Annotated in this window: 16 protein-coding genes; 2 read left to right on the top strand and 14 right to left on the bottom strand. The window is 47.3% G+C overall.

Annotated features, from left to right (window positions below):
* Positions 1-19: 19 nt before the first annotated feature.
* From ACLGGO_RS09615 to queG, 7 genes are all read right to left on the bottom strand, one after another.
* The gene (locus tag ACLGGO_RS09615) at positions 20-787 is read right to left on the bottom strand and encodes a DUF928 domain-containing protein (RefSeq protein ID WP_446419135.1); all 768 of its coding nucleotides are present in this window, start codon (positions 785-787) and stop codon (positions 20-22) included.
* 499 nt (positions 788-1,286) lie between these two features.
* Entirely contained in the window at positions 1,287-4,073 is a 2,787-nt protein-coding gene (locus tag ACLGGO_RS09610) for a CHAT domain-containing protein (protein ID WP_446419134.1), read from the bottom strand.
* 265 nt (positions 4,074-4,338) lie between these two features.
* Complete coding sequence (locus ACLGGO_RS09605) at positions 4,339-7,365, bottom strand: two-partner secretion domain-containing protein (protein WP_446419133.1); 3,027 nt, start codon at positions 7,363-7,365, stop codon at positions 4,339-4,341.
* Between the two features lie 153 nt (positions 7,366-7,518).
* Positions 7,519-7,926, bottom strand: coding sequence for an ArsR/SmtB family transcription factor (locus ACLGGO_RS09600; RefSeq protein WP_446419132.1), 408 nt, complete (start codon positions 7,924-7,926; stop codon positions 7,519-7,521).
* A gap of 276 nt (positions 7,927-8,202) precedes the next feature.
* A complete protein-coding gene (locus ACLGGO_RS09595) occupies positions 8,203-8,400 on the bottom strand; it encodes a hypothetical protein (RefSeq protein WP_446419131.1) in 198 nt (65 codons plus the stop codon).
* A gap of 47 nt (positions 8,401-8,447) precedes the next feature.
* On the bottom strand, positions 8,448-9,575 hold the full coding sequence (locus tag ACLGGO_RS09590; protein ID WP_446419130.1) for a hypothetical protein: 1,128 nt from the start codon (positions 9,573-9,575) through the stop codon (positions 8,448-8,450).
* Between the two features lie 158 nt (positions 9,576-9,733).
* Positions 9,734-10,666: a tRNA epoxyqueuosine(34) reductase QueG gene (gene queG, locus ACLGGO_RS09585; RefSeq protein ID WP_446419129.1), complete on the bottom strand. Its 933-nt coding sequence runs from the start codon at positions 10,664-10,666 to the stop codon at positions 9,734-9,736.
* A gap of 72 nt (positions 10,667-10,738) precedes the next feature.
* Here queG and ACLGGO_RS09580 point away from each other — a divergent pair, with 72 nt between their 5' ends.
* Positions 10,739-11,191 carry a ketosteroid isomerase family protein gene (locus tag ACLGGO_RS09580; protein WP_446419128.1) on the top strand — a complete coding sequence of 151 codons (453 nt, stop codon included), beginning with the start codon at positions 10,739-10,741 and terminating at the stop codon, positions 11,189-11,191.
* A 7-nt stretch (positions 11,192-11,198) separates the two neighbouring features.
* Here the strand turns inward: ACLGGO_RS09580 and ACLGGO_RS09575 are convergent, their stop codons facing one another.
* The 5 genes from ACLGGO_RS09575 to ACLGGO_RS09555 all read right to left on the bottom strand — a co-directional run bounded on the left by ACLGGO_RS09575 (position 11,199) and on the right by ACLGGO_RS09555 (position 17,287).
* Positions 11,199-11,630: a hypothetical protein gene (locus ACLGGO_RS09575; protein ID WP_446339452.1), complete on the bottom strand. Its 432-nt coding sequence runs from the start codon at positions 11,628-11,630 to the stop codon at positions 11,199-11,201.
* Between the two features lie 285 nt (positions 11,631-11,915).
* A complete protein-coding gene (locus ACLGGO_RS09570) occupies positions 11,916-12,341 on the bottom strand; it encodes an ATP-binding protein (protein WP_446339444.1) in 426 nt (141 codons plus the stop codon).
* Between the two features lie 3 nt (positions 12,342-12,344).
* Positions 12,345-14,048: a SpoIIE family protein phosphatase gene (locus ACLGGO_RS09565; protein WP_446339443.1), complete on the bottom strand. Its 1,704-nt coding sequence runs from the start codon at positions 14,046-14,048 to the stop codon at positions 12,345-12,347.
* 288 nt (positions 14,049-14,336) lie between these two features.
* Complete coding sequence (locus ACLGGO_RS09560) at positions 14,337-17,051, bottom strand: DUF3769 domain-containing protein (protein ID WP_446419127.1); 2,715 nt, start codon at positions 17,049-17,051, stop codon at positions 14,337-14,339.
* 119 nt (positions 17,052-17,170) lie between these two features.
* A complete protein-coding gene (locus ACLGGO_RS09555; protein WP_006099131.1) occupies positions 17,171-17,287 on the bottom strand; it encodes a photosystem II reaction center protein I in 117 nt (38 codons plus the stop codon).
* Between the two features lie 398 nt (positions 17,288-17,685).
* Here ACLGGO_RS09555 and glgP point away from each other — a divergent pair, with 398 nt between their 5' ends.
* Complete coding sequence (gene glgP, locus ACLGGO_RS09550; RefSeq protein WP_446419126.1) at positions 17,686-20,250, top strand: alpha-glucan family phosphorylase; 2,565 nt, start codon at positions 17,686-17,688, stop codon at positions 20,248-20,250.
* Between the two features lie 74 nt (positions 20,251-20,324).
* Here the strand turns inward: glgP and ACLGGO_RS09545 are convergent, their stop codons facing one another.
* Complete coding sequence (locus tag ACLGGO_RS09545) at positions 20,325-20,456, bottom strand: hypothetical protein (RefSeq protein ID WP_446419125.1); 132 nt, start codon at positions 20,454-20,456, stop codon at positions 20,325-20,327.
* A 57-nt stretch (positions 20,457-20,513) separates the two neighbouring features.
* Entirely contained in the window at positions 20,514-22,964 is a 2,451-nt protein-coding gene (locus ACLGGO_RS09540) for a CHASE2 domain-containing protein (RefSeq protein WP_446419124.1), read from the bottom strand.
* Between the last annotated feature and the right edge of the window lie 174 nt (positions 22,965-23,138).

Genomic DNA, 23,138 nt, shown 5'->3' with positions numbered 1-23,138 from the left:
TTTTCATCATTACATCCTATTAATTAACCAGGGGTTGAGTCGCGATCGCGTCGAGTCCTACCGATTTTAACAAGTCTGCCCAAGCCACTTGAAAGGAGGAATCCTCTGAATTAGATTGTCTAAGTTGAGCCAGGGTTGTCAGAGTATCGAACCAAATACCATTTTCCCCATACCGGAGAGCCTGTTCCAGCAGAGGTTCTCCGTCTAGCTGATTTAATGTTCCATTCGGCTTAATCCGTCTAATCACTCCTTGAACTCCGGGACTATCTGGCATGACTTGCTCGCCACAAATCATCAGAAATGACCAATGATACGTTTTACCAACTTCTAGCCCTGATGCCTCATCCGGGAGGTTTACGCGGAGAATCCCTGCTTGTTTGGGCATGGGCAAGGTTGTTTCGTAATAATAATCTTCATTTTTATCCTTAAGCACAAAGAGTGCCTGCTTCGCCGTGGTTTTAGGAACGTAAACAAAAAAGGTAGGGCGTTCAGCCACGGTCAATCCTTGGTGAGTCGCGGGCATTACAGAAGTAATCGCCAGATTGAGTCCTTTAGCATCTTGAGGACATCCGCCATCACGAGTCCCTCCCCCCTCCCGATTACCGGGTAAGGGTTGCTCACCTGTCGGTGGCGGTGAGAATCTTACCGTCACTATCGAACGACTAGATAGGCTTTTACTCGGCGCAATCTCTTGCGCCTGCACGGATAACCCCTCAATCGGCAGGATGTTCAACAACAGACTGAGGAGAAATAAGCTGATATAAATGTAGTAACGTTGCCAAGTCACGATAATAATCCTCTTCAACAGTGAATGCCTTGGCGAGTGACACTATTATCTTAAACAATTTTGAAGCCCATAAAGGGTTTTTGATGAACCTTAGCTCCAATCTGGCACGATTCTCAATAAAAACCAGGGTATTCGTGAAAAAGCCGGGTTTTTCCATTGGATTATTCCCAATAATCCCCATTGCTCGCTGGAGTGCAAAATTTCAGTTTAACTTGCCCCCCAATGAAATTCCTCATAAAAATCCTTCGTTGTGGGAAACCCTGTGTCCCTTCGCTTCGCTTATCGGGCAAGCTTTAGACCAGGGAGGAACACGCGGTAGCGGTTTAAGAAGCATACCCCTTTCGGGGTGGAGGGGTATGGTTGCCCCTCCGGTTTTCACCCATTTCTGGGGTAAAGTTAGCCTCGCCAAGGTTATCGGTCGGTAACTGTCCAAAAAGCACTGTTTCAGTGACCGATAGACGAATGATCAAGCGGACATGATATTACACCAAGCGCCGCTCTAAAGCCAATTGCCCACCAAAACAAACGGCGCCCAATAATAAGGATGCTCATACTCAGGGTTTTTCAAGATAGAAAGCTGTGCCTGACGCAGAGATTCCGCTTTGCTATTCTCAGATTGAGTCAGGGATTGGTAAAACTCAGCCATGAGTTGAGCCGTTGATTGGTCGCGAACTGACCACAGGGTTGCCAGAGTGCTGCGAGCGCCTGAACGTACCGCAACACCCGCTAATCCCAAGGCGGCTCGCTGATCCCCGGTTGCGGTTTGGCAAGCACTGAGAACCAGTAATTCAATCGGTTGGCTATCCTCTCGTTCTCGAACTTGCAGTAATTGATCCAAATCATTGACATTGACTTGCCCTTCCCACGTCAAGATGAATGTATCTTCCACCTCGGAACTAAACTGACCATGGGTGGCAAGGTGAACTACTGGGAAAGAAACAGCACTAATTTCCTGCTTAAGTGTGGTTGTGGTAAATTCTTGATTGAAAAGCATCTCAGACGGCACTTTATCCGCAATTTTACTCAGTTCTAACTCGACTCCAGGTAAGGCAGAAAACCCCTGACGTTCCTCGCTGAGTCCACCAATTAATGCCTGAAGCCGTTCTCGATCTAGCGCACGCGGTTCTAATAGTTGCAATCCGGGACTCACCGCGATACTGTATTTTTCGATCAGATACTGTTCTCCATCGTAAAGGGCTGCCATGGGCAGATTTCGCAAAGCCCCATCCAGGATAAAGACGAGGGTTTTAATCTCACTGTCAGCTAACTCGACTTCTATGGGTCGAATCAGCCAGTCATAAATGTCTTGGGAAAAGCGTAATCGTTGTTTGTCCGACAACACGGGATTGAGGAATTTGCGGAGCTGGATAAAGGCGTTGTTGACCTCTGTTTCTGGTAATTGGGTTTCATAATGGCGCAGGGGTTGTCCTGGCAATGATAGGATCACGGCTAAACGGTCTGGCAGAATAATTGGATAAATTACCGCCGCCGTGGGATCAACCTGATCAATTTGCTGGGGTTGCGCCTGAATACAGGTGTTGCGAAAAAAGTTATCTAATTCAGCAAGCTGGAGAGATTCAATCACCTCACGGGCTTTTTGCAGGTTTTTCTGACTCGGATCAGATTTTAGGAGTAATCCCACCAGTTGACGATAGACGGGTTCAACCCGTTCTCGAAAGTAAAATTGTAAATTTGGCAGGGCAATCAAATCACTGCGGAGCGATCGCAAGGTTTCAACGGCTACGGTATAAGCGGCGACTGCATCCTGGGTATTTCCCTGCTTTTGCAGAATCCGACCCAGTTGCCACTCCCATAAATAGGCAATATCGCCAGCATTAATTCCTTGAACCAGACTCAGCGCTTGTTGCGTCAGCTTTTGCGCCTCGGCTAACTGCTGCTGCTGTTCGTAAAGTTTGCCTAATTCACCCAGAGCGTAGGATTCAGCTTTAGCGTCTTGAATCTGTCTGGCTTGTTGAATGGCTTTGGCTAATAATTGTGCGATCGCGCCGTTCGTAGTCAGCGCTTTAGCGCTTCCGGGATTGTCGGTTTCTGGGGTAAGGTTATCGGTTAAACCCACTCCTTGACATCCAGAGGTGCCATGGCACGTCTCTACATCGCTTGCCATCCTGATCAGGCTGTCTGCCAAATTCACCTGAGCATAAACAGCCGCCCGACTGGGGGATAGGGTGGCGAGGCGAACTTGGATTTGCGGTAATAGTGCGATCGCGGCGTCCTCTTGTTCCGTATTGATCAACAGACTCAGTTGGTTCAATTGAGCTTTGATTTGGATCAGCGAATCGGTTGCATTTTTAGCTGCTTTCTGGTAATAATCTAATGCTTTGTCATCTTCTTGTAAGTCTCTCGCCACATTCCCTAAGCTCAACAGAATCGCACTCGTATCCGGAGTTGGGTTTAGTGTTTGTGCGATCGCTAAACTTTGGGTTAAAAGGGTTTGGGACGTTTTAAGATCACCCAGCTCTTGCAGGGCAATTCCTAAACTCTGCAATCCTTGAACTTTTAGCAGGGAGTCAGGTTGGGCTTGGAGTTGTTGATTTGCCTGTTTAAGGAGGGTTTGCGCCCGTCGATAGAGTCCTAAGGTTTGCAGGGCTTGGGCTTGGTTAATTTGGCTTCCCAGTTTTCCGGTTTCATCCCCGGCGCGGGTGTAAGCGTCAGTGGCTTGTTTCCAGGTGTCCAAGGCGGCTTCAGCTTGTCCTTTGGTGAGTTGTAGGCGTCCTTGAGTATTCAAGGCTTGACCCAGAATCGCCAACCCCCCTGATCCCCAATTGTTTTGATGCTGCAACAGATCAAGACTTTGGTTAATCGCCTGTTCTGCTTCCTGGACTTGTCCCAAATTTTGATAAGCTAATGATAGATAACTTAAACTTAGGGCTTGATTTAGGCGATCGCTCTTTGCTTCATAGTCTTGGGCGGCTTGTTGCCACAGTTGTACAGCCTCAGCTAAACGTCCTGCTTCAAAGGCGGCAATTCCTTGTTCTAGGGGGGTTGGGGAATTGGCAATTTTGGCGTTTGGGGTTTGGCTTTTTAAGCGGTTGCTAGTATCTCTAAGCTGTAAGCTTTTATCGGTTTGGGCAATACGCCCTTGTTCCCTCTGCCATCTGCCTTCTACCTTGTCTCCACTAATGTGTAGAGATTCAACTGGATATGAGATTCCGGGTAATACACTGGTAACGAGAAACAGGGTTAGCCCAAACAGGATCACAGAGGAAGCATACTGTCTAAAACTCGACCGAACCTGTAGCCCGAAGAATTGACGAACCCACTTCATAGTTTTACCCAATTGTGATCATTCATGGTATTGAGAGGGAGTTTGGCACTGTCTTAACGTTCAGGAGGAAACCTCGAATTTTCCTAAACCCGCCCTGACTAGTCTGTTAGCATCGGAATTATGTTTTTTTAACGCAGAGGGGCGCAGAGGTTTACGCAGAGGGACGCAGAGGTTTTTTGTTTGATTTGAGATGAGCCCCAGTCAGAACTAAGGACATCAGACCAATGACGATTCCCCCCCCATTAATGTTAATTTTTCTACCTCCTTAAGGTGAACAAGTTTGTGGTTTATATCGAGGACTTTGAGGGGAACTTTCTGGTAAATTAGCTACCAATTCAACTTGACCTTTTTCATTGACAATCCAGCCTTGCGCTTCAATAATTTGAGGTTGAGGATTAGGTCGAGAAAATTGGAAATTGTTTTCTGTTTTAGCGACAGGCGATGGAGAAGACGCCACCGATAAATTGCGTACATCTGACCACACCGTCTCACTGGCAAGGGGTTGAGTCGGGTTAGCGGGTAAGCCACCACGTCCAGTTAGGGCGAAGTAATTTCCTTCATCGGCGGCACAGCCAATGGCAATAAGCGTGCTAGTATCTGTGAAATTTTCGGGGAAATCAACTAATCCTTGAGAGGGGTCAATCCCTTGGATAACGATATTCACAGTACCACTGAATTCAGGACCCAATTCAGAGGTGGCGGTAATATCGCTTAGGGGCGTTAGTTGCTCCCGAAACTCCGTACCAAAAATACCTTGAGCCGTAATACTAACCCGCCCGCCTCGACCTTGTTGAGCATTCGCGGTAATATCGCTATTTTCTTGAGCGACTAAGGTATCGGTCATGATGGTAATATTACCCCCATCTGTATTTCCGGCATTGGTGGTAATTTGACTTTCTCGGTTCATTACTAAGTTTTGGGTTTTTAGGGATAAGTTACCGCCTTGACCCGAATCCGTCGCCGCATTAATCGTTCCCTGATTGTCCAATTGAATCAAATCGGCGACAATTTCTAAGGTACCCGCATCCCCAGAACCCAGACTATTCACGGCAACTTGTGCCCCATCTCGGATAATGAGTTGACCTACATTTACGGTTAAAACACCCGCCGCACCCGTGGCTTGCAAGGCGGGAAAGTCAGCACGTCCGGAGGAAGAAACCAAACTACTAGGAATTTCTACGAGGACTCCTCCACCCGTAAAGTTTCCCGTACCAACGAGTTCCAGGGTATCCGACACCTTAACCGTCAATCTGCCTCCATCTCCTGCACTCAGAGTGGTGGTTGAGATATTGCCCCCATTGCGAATGATCATATTTCGGGTGGAAACGGTTGTGTCTCCTGCGGGCGCCCCACTAAAACTGGTGGTTCCTGGACCACTAATAAATTGAGAATCTGGGGATACACCGTCAACTTCAATAAAATCAGTTGCATTTATGACAACATCTCCGGCTGGACCCCCCACCGGGATTAACCCTAATCCCGTTGATGCACCTGTCTGGTTTCCCACTTGCGCCCCTTCGCGCATAATCATCCGGCTTGTATTCACGGTGATGTCGCCGCCTGTCCCTGTACCAAAGATACTGTTGGCAAAAATCCCCGTGGGAGCCAGGGCACCAATGGGTGTACTGTCCATTTGTACAGACTCAGAGGCGTTCACCTGCAAACTTCCGCCATCGCCTTGACCAAAGGTAATCGTTTGCAGGAGTCCCCCATTTTTTAGGGTTAGGCGTTGCGTATTCAACCTGATATTCCCCGCATCGCCTGTTGTTCCTTGAAACGCCCCAGTAACAAACGCCGAACCGGATATTTCCACGGATTCAGAAGCGTTGACCAAGACATCTCCCCCTCTCCCCGCACCGCCTGTGGGTGTAGACGCGATCGCGCCATTCCGCATCACCAAGCGAGTTGTATCAATGGTTAAACGACCGGCTGATGCTGATGCACTACTTCCTTGAGTACCCGCTAAAAGTCCGCCTCCAACAAATCCTTCTATATCGGACACTTGTAAGGGTGGGGGGGGTAAACCTAATACCTTTAGTAGTGCTGATAGTTCGGGTGTCAATGAGTCGGGTGTGGCTAACGCCCTTAAGATAATGCTGAATTGCAAAGCCTCAAATCCCGAACCACTCAGTTCTACGGAGTCTGAAGCCCGAATCGTTAGATCTCCTCCTGTTCCACCTCCAAAGGTTGAGGCGGAGACTAAGCCTCTACCCTGTACCCGCAGTTGTCCTGTGTTTATGGTTAAATCTCCCCCTGAGCCAGCACCGACTGTATTTGCCTTGATACTACTGATGGGAAAACCATTGGGGGAAGCGCCGACGACTTCGACTAACTCAGAAGCGTTTATGGTTAAATTACCTCCAGGTTGAGATCCTTGGGTAATTGACAGAATTTGTGACCCATCCTGGACGGAAACTTGTCGCCCTTGTACGAGGATCTCACCCCCGCCTTCACCACTCGCGTTAACAGTAGCTTGTTCTATTAGTTGAATCGTTCCTAATGTTGAACTTGTCGCATTGGGGAATGAGGATTGGGGAGAATTTAGGTTCCACTCTCCATTAAAAACAGAACCGAGTTCAATTTTTCCCCCAGGTGCGGTTAGATGACCCCCTGCTAACTCCACATCTCCACCAATTAAGGATAAGGTTTGACCAGTTTGCACAGCCAGTCCCACGACTTCACCCCCACTTTGGGCAACGGATTGATTGACAATAGTGCCGGGATTAAGTCCAAATTGCAAACCGATGGGAACATTAACGGTGAGCAAAGGGGACGGGGTTTGAGGATTTGTGGCGCTGAACTCCAGCCCATTCTCAAAAATAATGCTATCTGCTGTCGTGGCTCGAAATGCACCGGACACATCTAATCGAGCATTTTCGCCAAAAAAGATACCATTGGGATTCAGCAGAATCAGGTTCGCGGCTCCATCGACGCCTAAGGTTCCCAGAATATTAGTCGGATTGTTTTCACCGGTGACGCGAGTGAAAATGGTTTCAATCCCGCCAGGATTAGCGAAATCAACTCGTTGTCCATTTTCCACATTGAACTGTTCAAAACTGTGGAATAGGTGAGAATCCCGTTGAGCGCCGCCTTGAATCATAATGTCTATTGGGTTATCGCCCGGTGTCAATACCGACGTTTCATCACCCAAAGTAGTATCGGGAGTAATTTGCGCGATCGCAGGCTGATTTAAAACAACGCCAATCCAGCATCCCAACAGGCTTGTCGCTGTCCATGCCATTAACGGGAAGCTCATGCGATCGCGGCTTTTCTGATTCAAGTTTCGTGCCACTGCTACTCTACATTCTAAGTAACACCAAACAAGTTATCACTGTATTTGGCTACAATAGCATCTTTCTATAGGTAGATGCTAAAGACTAGAATAGGGGCACTACATCATATCGTGTCCCTACAAATAGTGATACCCCTGATCGCGGCGGTCAATTTATCTGCGACTTTGGCGTAGCGCGGCTAGCTGCTGTATTTGTTGGCTTTGCTGCTCCACTTGCAGGGAGAGAGTATCACAGACGAGATCGCACAATTCAAACAGAAACGGGTTAGCAATCTTATAGTAGACACAAACTCCTTGCTGTTCACGGGAAACAATTCCCGCCTGGTTAAGTATTTTGAGGTGCTTCGATACGTTAGCTTGTCCCAGTCCGGTTTCTTCAATAATCTCCGTGACGTTCTTTGCACCTGCTTTCAAGCAGCAGACAATCTGTAGCCGACTGACTTCCGAGAGTACCTTGAAAAAATCTGCCATCAAGGTCAACGCCACAGGAGAGAGTTGGGAGATTCCGCAATCGGATACTGAATTGGCTTTCTTGGTCTTGGTCGCTGTGCGATTAGGCATAAGGGGTAATGTTCTGCGGTTCGGTATCGTTGACTGATTAATCATATTATTACATAACACACATTTTCTTCGCCATTAGGCTGAGAGAGCAGGGGAGTAGGGGGAGCAAGGAGAAATCAGCCAGATGAGCGAAATCGGAGAGATAGGGTAGATAGGGGATGCGGTGAAGAGCAAGGGAAAGAAGGGGAAACTTTGTCACCCGAAAAAAATTTTTGAGTCAAAGCCTTAACATTATATAATTAATTACTCATATAATACACTCATCGACGATAGGCGTCACTCAGTCGCGCCAGTCAAATCGCGATCGCGCTCACGCAACGGTGGAAACCTTGGCGAACTATCAGGTTCAGGTATTAGGGGCAAATCACTGTACCGGAACAGCCGCGATCGCGTTTTTGTGGCATCATTTTCTCGGCAACTGTATAAGCTGCCATGTTGGTACTCGCTTAGGGTTTGACAGCTGAAGGTTGGCACTTTTTTTGCCGAGTGTGTGATGCGATCGCCTCGTAATCACCTCTAATTTAGAACGTCTGCCCCGTGTAAACCGAGCGAACTTCTCCATTACGTCGAATAATGGCTTCTCCGTTGTTGATATCAACTAACATCCAGCCACTTGTGCCAATGGCTTCACCCATGTTAATTCGCTGAGTGATCCCATCAATTTCAAATAAGGCAGCAGAACGTTCGCCTAACTCTAGCACTCCCACTAGAGTATGTTTGACCGGAGGCGGCGGTGGCGGTGCTGGTGGCGTTGGCGGTGCTGGTGGCGTTGGCGGTGCTGATGCTGTTGGCGGTGCTGATGCTGTAGGTGAGGTTGGAGCAACCGTTGGAGGCGGTAGTGGCGGTGTTGGGATAGTGACTTGAGGTGGTGGTGGGGTGGGTAATGGCGGATTGGCAGCAGGTGAAGGGGCTGGGGCTGGCGGAGAGGCTACCGAGGAGTTGGCGGGGGGTACAGGCGGTATCCAGGAATTTTGGGGTGGATAAACCGGATAGTAGATTCTTTCCAAAATTGTACCCGGTGGATTCGCACCTGAGTTGGTCGAAACTGGAGGATTTCCACCACCTGCGATCGCGGCTTGTTGTCTGTCTTTAGCTTTACTGTCAATTTTTTTTAGCGCATCCAAAGCATAATCTCCAAACTCGGAATCCGCTTCTGAGGGGAGTTGGGTTTCAGGAGACGATGAGGTGATAAAGTTGGGCAACCAGGGTGCAAACCGTTGTTTCTGGGTAATCAGTAGCAACAGTGCGGTTAGACCCACTGAAATCAGAGCCATTACCAATAAAAATTTATCAATAGACCAACCTGATCCTTTGCCATGGGAACGGCTATTCTTTGTCCCTTTCGTCTCTGAAGACTGGGTTTGGGACGTTTCCTTTTTCTCTCCAGATGGCTGTTCCACCAAGTCTTGAGCAGGTATCACGGCGGGAGGCGCGGTGATGGGGGGAATCACAATCGACTGTAAAGATACATAGTCTGGCTTAGTCGGTTCCGTCGGTAATTTGCTACTCCCTTCCAAGATACGGTCAAGATCTGCAAATAAATCATCCATTAACTTATCCGCATCGGCTTCGGCTGACCAAGCCGGGATAGTAGTGGAGGTGGTTGATGGCTTGTTTGCCTTTTCGTGAGTACTGACGTCCTGAGACATAATGGCTCGCCCTTATGGCTATAGAATTCTCTATATTAAGATGCTCTAAAGCATTTCCTATCGCTTAGATTAGCAATCAAATTACCGATCTGAGAAAAAATTCTCATCTTTTTACCAAAATTCTGTACGATCTTAAGTCCAATGGCGACATTGTTGGTCTACTTCTGTTGATTGGCTTTAGCGTTACGTCGCCACATCTGGGGTTTGATGCGTCGCAAGGCTGATGCCGGAAATCGTTGATGCCATTGGTGATCTGAAAGTGTCGCCAGTTCCGCTAACTTGGGCGCTACATTCCCAGGATAGGGTTCAAAGTCGGCTACATCCGTCCCTTGAGCAAAGCGTTGGTTCCAAGGACAAACATCCTGACAGATATCACACCCAGCTACCCAACCCTCTAAATGAGGGGTGATGGATGGGGGGAGTTCCTCCGCTCGATTTTCAATTGTATGATAAGCGATACAACGATTGGCATCTACGACAAAGGGTTTAACAATTGCTCCAGTCGGACAAGCCTCCAGGCAACGGGTACAGGTTCCGCAATGTTGGGTATGGGGAGTATCGGGTGTCAAAGATAAATTGGTTAAAACTTCTCCTAAAAACACCCAACTGCCATACTCTCGCGTAATTACATTACCATTTTTAGCGATCCAACCAATTCCGGCACGTTCTGCCCACACTTTATCTTGTACTGGACCTGTGTCTACATAGTAACGAGCTTGGATTCCTTCCCCTTGGGCTTGTAGCCAGTGGGTCAATGCTTTGAGTTTTTTGAGCATTACCTTATGGTAATCTCGTCCCCAAGCGTAACGGGATATCTTCGCGTAGTCGTTTCCCTGAGGACGTTGGTGAGGTGTGTAGTAGTTTAGGGCAACTGAAATAACTGATTTAACCCCTGGCATACAGGTATGGATATCCAAGCGGCGAGGATTCTGCATCCAGTCCATGTCAGCATGATTTCCCTGAGCGAACCAGGTTTTTAGGTGTTGAGTGGCTTGTTCGTCAGCATTCCCCTCTACCGCCGCAATACCACAGCGATGAAATCCTAGCGATCGCGCTTTTTGCTTAATTTGATTGCTTTTGTCATCTGTCATTGGTCATTGGTCATTTTTTATGGACAGAGGCGCAACAGCTACCGCCTACTTTGGCAAGTTTCTATATTATGAATGAATGAAAGTCATACCGTTACTCCCCCCTACCAACAACCTGAAATGACTATAGAGGGCATTACCCAGTCCGTGATTTTGCGTTACTTTGAAACGATGAATGCTAGCGATTATGAAGCAACAGCCGCCTTGTTTACTGATAACGGCGTGATGCAGCCGCCGTTTGAGGAACCCATTGAAGGAAAAGCCGCGATCGCAACCTATCTAAAGGCTGAAGCCATTGATATGCAGCTGTTGCCCAAAACGGGAGTTGTGGAACCCCAAGAAAGCGGGGATACTCAAATTCAAGTCAAGGGCAAAGTAAAGACACCGCTCTTTAGTGTCAATGTGGGCTGGATATTTATTCTCACTCCTGAACAAACGATTAGTTTCGTCAGAATTAAGCTGTTAGCGTCACCTCAAGAACTCCTCAGCTTCAGACGATCAACCAATGACCAATGTACTAATGACTAATGACTAATTAAGCCGCCACTTGCTCCCAGGAACGAGCTAGCCGTTGACGCCCCAACTCAATATCTCTGGGTGCACAAAGCCAATCGGGATGAGCTGTCATCAACAAACTCTCTAATGCTTCTTGGTCAAATAAATGCCAGACCGCCGCGCCGTCACTTTCAGTCGCGATCGCGTAGCAGTTGGCGCTGATACACTCAATGGTCAAGGTATTGGCAATTCGCACTACTTCCATGCGAGCGCCCGGTTGAAGACTTCGGAACCGCCGAATGCTTTGCTTCCATTCCTTGAGTGATGACACCGTTAATCCTGGAATCGCTACCTGGATATCCGGATCACCATTGATGGCAATCCAGTAGTGGCGTGATGGATCAATTCCTTCCAACCATGGGGAATCGTCATCTAGTCGGTAGCGGGGAGACAAGATAAACGGCTGTGTCATAGGAACAAAATTTTTGATTGCACTAAACTTAACGGCTAACTCTCGTTTAAAAATGCTCACCAGCAAGAGAACAAGGGGCATCCTTAAACAGATAGGTCAACTCGCTCTTGAGACTTAACTATTTAAAATCCTATATATTAAGATATCTAAATCAAGCAAATTTAACAAAGCTTATAGATTTCATTAGAAATATCGGCTTTTTTGTAAATTATTGTAACAATCACTGCCCCACATTCGATAAAGTGTTATATTTATACGTCTCAAAAAAATAGGGGCGATCAGCAATCATTCGTCAGCTTTAGGCAAGCTCGTTTCCATCTTGAGACAGTTGCGACCGTTGATCTGCAAGCGATACTCGACTCTATCCATAAGCTTTTGCATAATCAGCCAGCCATATCCGCTTTCCTGTTTAGCTTCTGGAGAGGGTTGATTATAGTTAGTGATGTCATACCCTTTGCCGTGATCCCAAATTTCCAAAGCAATGTCTCGCTCTTTGAGTTCCAAGCGAATCAAGATGGGTAAATTGGGTTGATCGCGATGAGCATGACGCACAACATTGGAATAGGCTTCCACTAACGCCAGTCTTAACCGACTCGATTGACATTGCCAATCCACTGAATCTCCTAATGCCACTTCCAAACTTCCCAGTAACCAGCTTTCGACAATGGTCAAAAACTTCAAGTCACTTGGTACATGCAGCTCCGTTTTCATCAACTATAGAACCTCCATCGAGAGAATCGTTTGATCATCTTCCTGAACATTGTTAGTCTCCTCGCGGATGCGAACTAATAAATGGGGTAGACTAAAGGGAGCTGGCTCCTGAAGCAGAAGTTGCCAAAGACCTAATGTTCCCAGCATTGAATTCGTCAGGGATTGACTAGATTTATGGTTTTGAGAATCAGAGCAATGCTTAACCTCCTTCACCGTTGCTTCTGTAATACCATCACTGATCAGCAGCAAAACATCACCTGTATGTAACGTCAAAGTTCCAGCTTTTGCCTGCCATTCAGGTAGAATACCCAAAGGAATCCCCCTAGCTTTTAGGTAATCCGGTTCTACTGTTACAGATGATTCCGGTGAAGATTGCTGTTGGGCAACTAAACGATGAGCCCAAACCAAAGGATAAATGTGACCTGCGTTAGCATAGACAAGCTGCCGCGAGGTTGGCGTATATCGTGCTAAAACCATCGTGATAAAACAGTTGGTACTGAACAGATCATCTGACATAATGCTGTTAAGATTTCCCATTACCACCTCAGGTTCTGGAGATATTTCTTGAGCCAATTCTCGGCGCAAAATAGAAATCGCACTTGCCATAAATAAAGCAGCCGGCACTCCCTTTCCCGACACATCACCCACGGCTAGCCAAATATCTCCCTGGGGATGCACGTATACTTCAAAAAAATCACCGCCAACTTCTCGTGCTGGGTAGCAGTGGGCTTGTACTCTAACCCCTTCCACATCGGGTAAACTTTGGCGCAACAAATTATTTTGAATTTGGCGAGCCACCTCCAATTCAGCCCGCATCTGTTCGGCTTGTAACTGGGTGCGTTGGTAAAGTTTTGCCTGAGAAATTGCTAAAGCTGCCTGTTCAGCGACAGCTTCAATGAGTTGAATGTCCTCTGACATCCAGGGATGATCACACTGTTGCTTATAAAGAGATAACACTCCCAATAGTTGTTGTTGCCAGATCAGAGGAACAACCAGATGCACCGCATGATTACCATCACTGAGTTGTTGAACAAGCTGAGTTTTCCGGAACTCCAGAACATTTTGAACAATCGGTTCAACATCAGGTAAAGATTTAGAGTCTTTTGTTGGCTCAGCTTGGTAAGAGAATGATTCTGAAATCAGGTGATTACCATCGACAGGTTGCAGGATACAACTCGTCGCCTCGAACGTTTGACCAATCGTGGTGACAACAGTTTGCAACATACTGCTATAGTCTAGCGATTCGCGAATGGCTGTTGTCACGACATTAAAGAGTTCTTCGCGACGTAAAGCGCGGCTCAGTTCATTGGTTCTTTGTTTGAGGACTCGGTAGGTATCCGCCGCCTGTTGAACGATGACTTTCAGGCTTTCCGGATTCCAGGGTTTGGTAATATACTTAAATACTTTGCCCGAGTTAATTGCTTCTACTAAATCTTCAACGTCTGTATACCCCGTTAAGAGAATACGAATTGTATCGGGGAAGCGATTAACTGTTTTCCCCAAGAATTCTGTACCATTCATCAGGGGCATCCGCTGATCAGAGATAATGATTGCCATTTCTCCCTGTTCATCCAAAATGCTTAGAGCGCTCATTGCTCCATCGGCTTTATAAACCCGGAACTCTCGCCGAAACGTTCTATATAATAAATCTAAATTGTCAGGCTCATCGTCCACTATCAATAATTTGAGTTTATCTGCCTGACTCATTCTGTTTACTCCGGTTTCTGCTTTAGTTAGAAACAATAAGTTAAGGGGATTAAAAGTTATTACCTTATTGAACTCAAAACTGGCTTTTTTTCTCTAGCTTAACCTTCTTCTGGGGCAACGTGGTTGCTACTCAGATTATACTTTCTCGTTTAAGGCAGGGGTGCAGGGGTGCAGGAGTGCAGGGGTGCAGGGTGTAGGAGTGCAGGAGTGCAGGGTGTAGGGAAAATCTTTTGTGAGTTAACTCAAGACTCTACCTTACCCTGTTCCCTATTCCCTGACAAATGACCGTTAGCGAGTTACTCCCTGCACGACTGGGCGAATGGCAGAACCATCAAAAAGTCCTGGATTCCCTGTCCAATTAAAATCATTAATCCGGAAGCTAATCGACCCTAACTCCTGAACTGGGTTGTAGCGCAGGAGAATACTGTAAGTACGACGGCTATATTCCAAAAATAAATCCGTACTGATTTCCTCACCCGTGTCCAAGTTGTAAGATGTCTGAAAACCAGCAAGAAACGGACCATAGATTTGTTGGGTGATGCCAGCAGAAAGAACAATTCGATCAGCAACTCGGTCAAAAGGAAATGGGGATAAGTTACCGCGTGCGATCTGAGTGTAGCTGAGGTTAAATCGAGTGTAGTCGAGATAGGGTCGAGAAAAATGCCCTAGCTGACCCACAAGCCCAATTGTACCACTGAGGGATTCCTGGGTATCGCCACTACTATAGGCACTAGCAACCCCTGTTGCTACTCCCTGTAGTGCCAAGAAAGGAACCACGGGTGTTGGCGTATATCGTAATCCTTCGGTGGGGGTTAAGGGTAACGCTTCACCTCGCCAGAGTGTAAAACTTCGGCTTAACGATGCACTGGCTTGATAGCGTGTCAGGTCGATCCGATTATTATTTCGTGGAGGGGGGGGTAGCAAGTCTGGTCGGTCTGTATCGGCTTTGATCGCCTGAATACCTGCTTGATAGAAGAGATTGATACCCGTGTCACCTAAGGGAATCACTGGGGAGGTGACCACAGCTCCCAGACTCTGTTGCACGGTTTGAAAGCCCAAGGAACCGTTAAAGAGGCGATCGCGAAAGCTATATTCCAGATTCAAGTTATGGGGTAAACCTGTACCGATAACCTGCTGGAGTCGTACACTAGCTCTGAGTTCTTCTTCAAACTCATCCGGATCAAGACTGGTGAAGATGGCTGAAGCCCGTAGGGTTGTCCGAGGGGTAAAGGTGGCATCCAGTCGGGCTTTGAGACCGAAAGACGAGGGGTCTAAAAGACTGCCACTATCATTTTCTGGGGTATTGGGGTTATTTTCACCCAAGATGGCTCTCTGGAGAAAGTATTGGGGAGTGACTTGAAATCGTACCCCTGGAGTGTTGACAATATTAAAGGGTCGCTCGATAAATAAACCGCCGCGATCATCATCATCGAAGCCAAACTGGATTAAACCAGGTTCCCGTTCGCGACGATCAATAATCACGCGATCGCGAAATGTTGGTACCGATAAACCTTGATCAAATACCAACCGTGGACGAGTGGCAACGATTTCATCCACTAAGGGTGAAATCCGGCGAAATCGAGCCGTTTGAGCTTGTAATTCTAGTTCAGGTGGGGAAAAGGGATCATTGGTGATCCGTACATTTTGGGCGATCGCTTCTGAACCCTCAAAATCAATGCGATCAGCTTCATAGCGGAATCGGTTGATTGTCCCTGCAGGAGGCGCACCCGAAACTACATTTGAGAGATTTCCGGTAGTTGTTGTGCCAAAACCTCCTCCAATTAAGAAGGAATAAAAGCCTGGATTGGTTACGCCTTGAAGGGGTTGATTGCTGATAATGCGATCGCTGATCGGTCGTTGTTCTTCTGGAGCATTCGGATCAGCCGGGGAGGGTAAGATCGTCAAATCAGTACCTGATGTCGGGACGTATAATTCACCACTGGCATCAAAAATCACGCCGCTATCCTGGACAAAGGAATACTCAAAGCGTTGACCCCGTAAAACCTGATTCCCTCGCGTCAAGGCTACATTATCCTCAGCCACCAAAATCCGATTCGGTAGGTTAACCTGGACGCGATCCGCTTCCAGCAAAGCACCGCGAAACTGCAACCTGACATCTCCCTGAGCGGTAATCACCTGTCGCTGTTGATCATATTCTTGTTGATCAGCAGTCAGTTCCAGCACCCCCGTGATTGGACCTGGAGCCGCCGATTCAGGAGTTTGTGAAGCAGAAGGATTGGGGGTTGGCTCGGAGGGAAGCGATCGCGGCTGTCGCTCATGGACATCTGGTACAGGGACTAGCTCTGGGTTAGGTATCGATGGAGTATCGGGTTGGGGGATAGTAAATTCAAACTCTCTCATCTCTCCTCCCCGCTCTTGAGTGATGATACGTTCAACGTTTGAGAGTTCCAGGGTTACGGCGGAAGAACCTATTGGGTTTCCATTCGTTGTCTTTGAGGCTAAGCTCACTGAAGTTTCTTCAGTGGAGGATTGAAACCCTTGCTCCTTATCAGTCGCGCTAACAAGAGTACTCAAGGCATCAGGAGCAATCCCTTGTGCCATCTGTTCTCGCGTTGAAGCCTTTGTTTGATCATTTATCCTTGGTGGTTGACCAATGGTCAATGACGGAGCTGGCGTAGTTGAAGTAGGGCTAAACTGGCCATGTTCATTTAGACTTGTGACAGGCTGCGGCAAATCCTCACCCGCTAAACCCTTGCTGACATCTTTGCTCCCCGACTCCTCGGCTCCCTGGCTCTGTGTGGGGGCATAACGGACAGAAATCGGTGGTCCGAGCAAGGCAGCCTGTGAGGATGTTATATCATAAGAAAACTCCGGTGCTAACGTTTCTGGTGAGGTTGGTGTCGCCAATCCCTTTGGAATTTCCTGGGGAAGGTGAGTCGATACTGAACTCACAGGTGAGGACGAAAGGGGAACAACAGCGTCCTCAGTTGTTAACGATTGAATAATGGCAGGAGTTTCAGGCGGCTGAACGGGTTGGGGCATTTTTCAACAATAACGGTCGAAGGAACAAATCCGAAGCGTACCCCCTTACCGCGCCTAATCAAAGCGGGGCGAGGTACGCCTCGCCCCTTTGAAAAATTCAGGGATGAAGCAAGTACAATTTACTCCAGATCCCGTCGCTTGGGGTTACGAGCCGGATCGTTTGACAGGAAGCCAAACACAAATAAAGCAACGAAAATACTAACAACGATATAGACCACAATCTTGAGTGTCAGCATCTTGAATATCTCCCAGAGGTATGAATCATCGAATTGGCGGTTGTGTTGCGTTTTGCAACAACTTTTTTAATCATACCCAATGGTGGTCTCCTTGTTGATAGGCAAAGTCTACTCACGCTCAGGATAAAGGTACGATACCCAACCGGGTTTTATCCTACGTCCTAATACACATCAGACTTTTTTAGTCAAGACTTTTTAGTCAGCAAGTGAGTTCCCTTACCTATAGCGTTTTTGCCGTCATCGAAAAATGAGCCTAAACCTTTTGCTGATGGGATTTTAGCCTTAAGCTGACACCGATACACCGAAGTCTGTCACTAAAACAGTATTAAAAGTCTCATCCTTTGTGTAAAAGTATGTACACAATGTTATCCGTGTAAGACTTGAAATTTTGTCGCTCTATGCAGCCTATTCGCACTTTTAACGTTTCTCCCGCTTTGCCAGAAGCCTTGGAACCCTTACGTAAGCTGGCATACAACCTGCATTGGGATTGGAATGTAGAAACGAAAGATTTGTTCCGACGCCTAGACCGTAAACTGTGGGAATCCACCCGTCATAATCCTGTTTTGATGTTGGGGATGATTAGCCAAGCCCGTCTGGAAGAAGTGGCTGAAGATGATGGGTTTCTGGCACAAATGGAACGGGCATCTCGACAGTTAGACGATTACCTCAAGGAACGAACCTGGTATCGTAAACATCGTGGCAACAGCGATGAAAAGGAATGCTATGCCTACTTCTGTGCCGAGTATGGATTAGTCGATTGCCTGCCCATTTATTCCGGGGGCTTGGGTGTCTTGGCTGGCGATCATCTCAAATCAGCCTCTGACCTCGGTTTGCCTTTAGTGGCGGTCGGTTTACTCTATCAAGAAGGATACTGCGCCCAATACCTGAATGCGGATGGTTGGCAACAAGAGCGCTATCCCATTAATGACTTTTACAATATGCCGCTGCACTTAGAGCGCAATGGTGATGGTGAACAAGTGCGGATTGCCGTAGAGTATCCAGGTCGTACTGTTTATGCTCGCGTCTGGCGCGTGCAAGTGGGAACGGTTCCCCTGTACCTGCTTGATACCAACATTGAACCAAATAATCCCTACGACCAAGATATCACCGACAGACTCTATGGAGGTGATCTGGATATGCGGATTCACCAAGAGATGATGTTGGGGATTGGTGGGATGAGAGCCTTAAAAGCCTTGGGATACAAGGTCAATGTTTATCATCTCAACGAAGGTCACTCCGCTTTCTTAATTCTGGAACGCATCCGTCGGTATATTGAGGAAGAAGGGTTAAGCTTTGCCGAAGCGAAACAATTGGCTCAGTCAACCCAACTGTTCACCACCCATACCCCTGTCTCGGCGGGATTTGACCTATTTCCTCCCGATAAGGCAATGTACTATGTGGGTCATTATGCGAATATCTTTGGTTTATCCCGGGAAGAATTTCTGGGGTTGGGACGAGAAGATACGGGCGATTTGGAATCCCCCTTCAGCATGGCAGCTTTGGCAATTAAAACCTCTAGTTTTATTAATGGCGTTAGTCGGTTGCATGGGGATGTGTCACGCCAGATGTTCCATGGACTGTGGCCCAATCTGCCTCTTGATGAAGTCCCCATTACCTCGATTACCAATGGGGTTCATGCTCGCAGCGTAGTGGCAAAGGCAAATCAGGAACTGTATGACCGCTACTTAGGTCCGAACTGGTCAAGCCGCAAAGCAGAAGATCCCTTATGGGATCGGGTGGCTTCGATTCCGGATGAGGAGTTGTGGCGCAATCACCAAGCCTGTCGTTCTGAAATGGTCATGTCTGTACGGGAATGCTTGCAGTACCATTTGCGCGATCGCGGCGCTACACCTGCCGAAATTGATCGGGCGCGTGAGGTCTTAGATCCCAGCATTTTGACGATTGGCTTTGCCCGTCGGTTTGCCACATACAAGCGGGCAAACTTATTCCTGCGGGATCTGGATCGGATTAAAAAAATTATCCAAGGCAATAAAGAACGCAAAGTTCAGTTTGTCATTTCGGGTAAAGCTCACCCCAAAGATATGCCTGGGAAAGATTTAATCCGCCAGATTCTTCATACGATTCGCGAAGCGGGATTGGATAACTCTGTCGTCTTTGTGCCAAACTACGACATTCACATCGCCCGACTGATGGTCTCTGGTTGTGATATCTGGTTAAATACTCCCCGTCGTCCCCGGGAGGCATCGGGAACCTCTGGGATGAAGGGTTCGATGAATGGTCTAATGAATGTCAGTATCCTTGATGGATGGTGGGACGAAGCAGATTACGTGCGAACAGGTTGGCCCATCGGACATGGGGAAGAATATGATAATCCTGAGTACGAAGATGAGGTAGAAGCTAACGCCCTTTACGACTTACTAGAACAGGAAATCGTCCCCCTGTTCTATAATCGCGACAATGAAGGATTACCGCGTGGGTGGATTGCCAAGATGAAAGATGCAATTCGGCTCAACTGTCCTGTGTTTAATACCGCTCGTATGCTCCGAGATTATGCGATGCGTGGTTATTTCCCAGCGAGCGAACGCTACAAGGCGATGACTAGCGAGGGATATCAACCGGTGAAAGAACTCGCTCAGTGGAAGCAACACTTATTTGAACACTGGTACAGTATTAAAGTTGAAGACATTGACATTGCTGCTCCCAGCGATCTCATGGTCAATCAATCGGTTGCTGTGAAAAGCCGCATCAACCTAGCTGGATTAACGGCTGATGATGTACAGATAGAACTCTACCAAGGTTCAGTCAATGCCAATGGGCAAATTGTTAATGGCGTACCAGTAGTGATGGATTACCAGGGAACTGACGCACATAATGTCAGTATTTATACGGCTGATATCAGTTATAGTGCCAGTGGATTACAGGGTTTGTCTCTCCGGGTATTTCCCAAACACCAAAACCTTTCTAGTCTCTATGAACCCGGCTTAGTCCTCTGGGCTTCCTAGTATTAGGGATGGGGGGAGTATGAAGTTTTAAGTTTTGAATTAACTCACAACTTTCTTATATCTTTCATCTCCCCCTACGTTTGGTTGAGAGTGCGTTCATTCTTGGTTTTCTCAATTTCGATGATTCCAGCAATGGTTTTTATACAGGTTTCTAGGGCATTTGATCCGGCTTTCAGGGTTTGAGGAATATTTACATAACTTAACATAGTTGATTTTATTTCCACCAACCGACTGACTCCAATTTGAAGTGCTGAATGTGGACTCTAAGATTGAGGTGACAATGTGCGTAAATCTTCTAACACCTTTGTCACAGACTGATATCTATCCATGAAGTAGTAGCGCACCATCTTTTCTAATATCTCAGCTAATTCATCACTCACATTTGCCAAATGACGCCAGCTAATTTCCCCTGTCTCTGAATCCAGGACTAACTGGTGAGGAGGAATACCTGTCAGCGCTTGAATCCCAATCACCCCAACAGCATAAATATCGCTACTCAGAGTCGGGTGTCCAGCGTATTGTTCTGACGGTGCATAGCCACGAGTACCAACCGCCACCGTATTGTGTTCTTGTGTATCGTGTTCCTGATCAAGCTTTTGTTGGGGTTGAATCTGTTTGACCGCCCCAAAATCAATTAACACCAATTGTTCATCGGCTTGGCGACGAATAATGTTACTGGGTTTGATATCCCGATGAATAACATGATGCTCATGGATAAACACCATAATTTCTAAGAGTCCTTTGAGTAACTCGACGACTTTCCCTTCTGGCATACGCTTATCCACAGGTAGCTCGTCGCTGAGTGATTCTCCTTTAATGTATTCTTCGACAAGGTAGAATTCCCGACTTTCTTCAAAATATGCCAGCAATTGGGGAATGTGAGGATGTCTGCCCAACTTTTCTAAGATTTCTGCTTCTGTGTGGAAGAGGCGTCTGGCAATGGCAAGAAATCGTTCATCACGACGGGCTGGTTTTAAATGCTTAACCACACATTTGGGTTTACCAGGTCTTTGGGTATCTTCAGCTAAATAGGTCAGACCAAATCCTCCAGAACCGAGAACTCGATTAATCTTATAGCGTCCGGCTAAGAGGTTGGGATTGTCTGAGGGTTTAACCGTTGGCGCGGGTTGGCTCGGAACTGCATCAGGCGTCCAAATTGCCGTTGAATCCCCTTCCTGGTGCGATGGGGCAATAGCCGTTTCTTCACTGAGGGTTACCTCTTGCTGTTGTGCAATCAGAGTCTTATCCTCATCTTCCTGAATGGTTATAGGAGCGCTGGTTCTACTATCCTGTAACATACCCTGAAGGGCGATGAGGTTATTTTCCTGTTCTTGGAGTAGACGGGCAAAATGGGCGCGTTCTTGCTGATTTTGGTAGGCGTTGTAAGCCAAGACACCCGTAGATGCCATCACCAATCCCAAGGCTGGTGTCATTACGGGTATCCAACCCGCCTCCAGAAAAACGATAAAGGATACGCCGCCCAAAAGACCCACCGCTAGCGTTTCAGCCAGGAGCAGTTGCCAGATATTGCGGGTGACTCGTACCAGAATAGCGCCTGTGAACGACCAACCCCAAATCCAGCTCACTTCGACCCAATTGGGCCAAAACCAAAAAAGCTGGCGTCCATTTAGAACAGTACTGAGCAGTTGACTAATGATTTGACCATGTATGACAACTCCCGGCATTGTCTTGATAATTAGCCCTTGTGAACTATAAGGAGTAGAAAATCTATCTTTTTCACTGGGGGCGGCGATTCCAATTAAGACAATGCGGTCTCGAACCAAGCTGGGATCAAGGCGACCTTCGAGAACCTCAGTCAAGGTCACGGTATCGGCTAGCTCGTCCGGAGAGCGATAATTCAATAAAATTTGATAGCCACCAGTATCAGCCTGTTGGTAACCTCCTGATGTTGGCTTTAGAGGCTTGAAAACCACATCACCCCATTTCAGGTACTCTTGCTCGTCTGGCGTAATAGTTGGTTCGATTCCTTTTTGTTCCAGATAGTGCTTGGCTAGCTGAAAGCTAAAGGAAAGTTGGGTTGTACAACCTGCGGGAATATCGACAGAGTGAAACAACAGCGCTCGGCGCACGACACCGCCTTTATCAATGGCTAAATCGGCAAAGCCAACCCGTGAATCGGGAACGCCTGGGGGTGGGAGAGTACCTCGATTCTCACTTTCACTAATTTGACAGATGGGGATAATATTATCACTCGTTTGCAGGAGCTGGGATAACTCAGCATGACCGGGGGGTATGGCAATATCCCGATAAATATCTAGACCAATCACCGCTGGCTCATACTGCTGTAGGGTTTGCAGTAGCTGCGTCATCACCGCATCGCTCATGGGCCACTGCTTTAGGGATTGAATATCTTTCTCAGTCACCTCGACCACCAACAGACGTGGGTCTGGCGGCAATGAGGGTCGCAACTGCATCAACCCATCATAGGCACTTATCTCTGCCTGTTCCAACTGATCGAGTAGAATCTTCAGTGCTTCAATTCTGAGCTGAACTCCGAGTACGTCAACATTTATCTGAGATCCTAGCTGAATCCCCACAAACAAACCTGTAATGGCTAAACTGGTCAGCCATTCTGGATATTTCAACGCAAAACTACCAATGCGCTTAAAGCGCGACCACAAGGCAGAGAGCTTTGACCCTTCGCTTCGCTTAAGGGCATGGTTTTGAGCTAACTCCCCACTAGTCTCTTTCACGTATCTGATTACTCACAACTAACACCTTAACGCTAGCAAGAATTTCCCTGAACTGTAACTGACATCAACACAGAATTGACGCAGACGCTGGTATCCATTATGACTCAAGCTTAGTTGAGCAATAATTCTCTGAAGAACGATAAATCAATAGGATGGGCAATGCCCATCCTATCC

This window comes from Coleofasciculus sp. (genome assembly GCF_046565525.1).
Lineage (GTDB): Bacteria > Cyanobacteriota > Cyanobacteriia > Cyanobacteriales > Coleofasciculaceae > Coleofasciculus.
Note: the sequence above shows the minus strand (reverse complement) of the source record. Positions and strands in the feature narration are given on the sequence as shown.